The sequence below is a fragment of the Dietzia sp. DQ11-38-2 genome (assembly GCF_014145055.1).
Classification (GTDB): Bacteria; Actinomycetota; Actinomycetes; order Mycobacteriales; family Mycobacteriaceae; genus Dietzia.
In genome coordinates, this window is record NZ_JAALDW010000515.1 from 1 (window position 1) to 2,515 (window position 2,515).

Annotated in this window: 2 protein-coding genes; one reads left to right on the plus strand and one right to left on the minus strand. The window is 70.1% G+C overall.

The window, feature by feature from the left end; genetic code table 11:
• Positions 1–692: putative nucleotidyltransferase substrate binding domain-containing protein (locus G6026_RS16045; protein WP_277815622.1), on the minus strand; the 692-nt coding region annotated here is incomplete at its 3' end.
• 176 nt (positions 693–868) lie between these two features.
• On the opposite strand from G6026_RS16045, the gene G6026_RS16050 reads away from it, so the two are divergent.
• Positions 869–2,440 carry an amino acid permease gene (locus G6026_RS16050; RefSeq protein ID WP_107755306.1) on the plus strand — a complete coding sequence of 524 codons (1,572 nt, stop codon included), beginning with the start codon at positions 869–871 and terminating at the stop codon, positions 2,438–2,440.
• Positions 2,441–2,515: the final 75 nt, after the last annotated feature.

The following is a 2,515-nucleotide window of genomic DNA, read 5'->3' on the forward strand; positions in this document are numbered from 1 at the left end:
GGCAGGACCCGGGGGTCGGCGGCGAGTTCGAGGCGTGCGTCGGTCGAGGTGGCCGTCACCCCGGCCCGCAGCGCGGCCCACCGGGCGAGCTTGACGACCGGGGTGAGGACGCAGTGCTTGAGGTCGACGACCGGGTCCGACCGCAGGGCGCGGGTGAGCCGGGACGGCACCGATGCGCGGGTGGACAGTGCGTCGGCGAGGATGTCCGTGAGGATCACCGGATGGTCGGCCACGGCCCGGACGGCGATACGTGGCAGGAGTCCGGGGTCGTCGTGGTCGTCCGTCAACGGCCGGGCGTCGGACAGCAGTCCGAGGTGGACGACCCCCAGGTCGCGGGCGGGGGCGTCGGCCCACCCGTCGGCGGCCCGCGTCCATCCGGCGACGCTCCTGATCAGACGGGGATCAGCGGCCGAGGCGGGGGAGGTCTCGGCGAACCACGGTTCGTGCGAGAGATCTGTGGAGGCGACAGCGCGGCGCACCGTTCGGTCGTCGGGTCGACCGGGGTCGCCGGGATCGACGACGACGGCGAGGGTTTCCAGGTCACTCCCCGGGACGGCCTCCCCGCGACCCACCGATCCGGTGACCCAGACGGCAGGGGACACCGACGGACCCAGTCGCGCGGTGAGCTCGCGCCGCACCGCATCGGACCAGGCTCTCGCGCGCTCGTCTCGGGGGTCACGAGGGGTCGGCATGGGGGCATTCGATCATGCGGTCGGGCCGCCCGGCGAGGGGTGGGCGAAGGCGTGAGGGCCTGTTAATCGGATCGAAACACCGGGCAACCCGGGGGTCACACGCGATGGGAAAACTATCGGCAGACAGGAAATGGTCCCGGCGCAGCTCGGACCCCACCCCGAGAGGAGTCCCGGACATGAGCGATCCCTCCGGCCTCACCACCCCGGTCCCCACTGGTCGGAGCGACGCGTCCACCTCGGCTGCCGCACGTCGGGGCGACCACGACGACCTCGCCGACCTCGGTTACGACCAGCAGCTCCACCGCAGCCTCGGCACCTTCGCGTCGTTCGCGGCCGGGTTCTCGTTCGTCTCGATCCTCACCACCATCTTCCAGCTGTTCGGACTGGGGTACGGGTTCGGTGGACCGGCGTTCTTCTGGACCTGGCCGATCGTGTTCGCGGGCCAGTTCCTGGTGGCGCTGTGTTTCGCCGAGCTCGCGGCGCGGTATCCCCTCTCGGGAGCGATCTACCAGTGGTCGAGGCGGATGGGAGGCGAGATAATCGGGTGGTTCGGGGGCTGGTTCATGATCCTCGCCCAGATCGTTACCGCCTCGGCGGCGGCCATCGCGCTCCAGGTCGTGCTTCCCAGCATCTGGTCCGGCTTCCAGGTCATCGGCGACGACCCGGCCCTCACCTCACCCTCCGGTGCGGCGAACGCCGTCCTGCTGGGATCGGTGCTGCTCGTCATCACCACCACGATCAACTCCCTCGGCATCAGATGGATGGCCTACGTCAACAACATCGGCGTGACCTGCGAGATCGTCGGTGTCGTCGCGGTGATCCTCGCGCTGGTGACCCACGCCGTCCGCGGACCGCAGGTCGTCTTCGACACGGCGGGCATGGGGGACCAGCCCGGGTACATCTGGGCCTGGGTCGTCTCCGGACTCATGGCCGCCTACGTGATGGTGGGCTTCGGCTCGGCCGGTGAGCTGGCGGAGGAGACCGTCAACCCCCGCAGGGTCGCTCCGCGGACCATCCGGATGGCCCTGACGGTCTCGGCCCTCGGTGGCGGACTCATGATCCTCGCCGCGCTCATGGCCGCGCCCAGTCTCACCGACGGCCGGCTGGCCACCGAGGGACTGCCGTACGTCCTGAACTCGGTGCTCGGGAACTTCTGGGGCAAGGTGCTCCTCGTGGTGGTCGTCGTGGCCATCTTCATCTGCACCCTCGCCATCCAGACCGCGGCCACCCGGTTGATGTTCTCGATGGCCCGCGACGGGCGCCTGCCCTTCTCGGCGACCCTGTCCCGCGTCAACCCCCGCACCGGCACCCCGATCGCCCCGGCCGTGCTCATCGGCGTGTCCTGCATCGCGATCCTGCTGGTCAACATGGGCAACGCCGCCATCTTCGCGACCCTCGCCTCGGTGTGCATCATCCTCATCTACCTCGCCTACCTGTGCGTGACCGCGCCGCTGCTCCTGCGCCGACTCCGGGGATGGCCGAACGGCCCGCGCCTCACCGACGCCGAGGGCAAACCCCTGTTCTCGCTGGGCCGCTGGGGGATCCCCGTCAACGTCCTCGCCGTGGGGTACGGCCTGCTCATGACGGTCAACCTCGCCTGGCCGCGGACGGAGATCTTCGACCCCTCCGGGCAGACCCCGTGGATGCGATGGGCCGGCGTCCTCACCGTCCTCGCCGTGGTGGGGCTCGGAATCCTGTGCTTCCCCCGCGGTAAGACCCATCCCAAACCCGTCACGATCGGAGAGTGACCTGATGACCAGCACGACCGAAACCAGCATCACCGACAGCACGTCCACGACCTCGGGCGCCCGCCAGCACGCCCG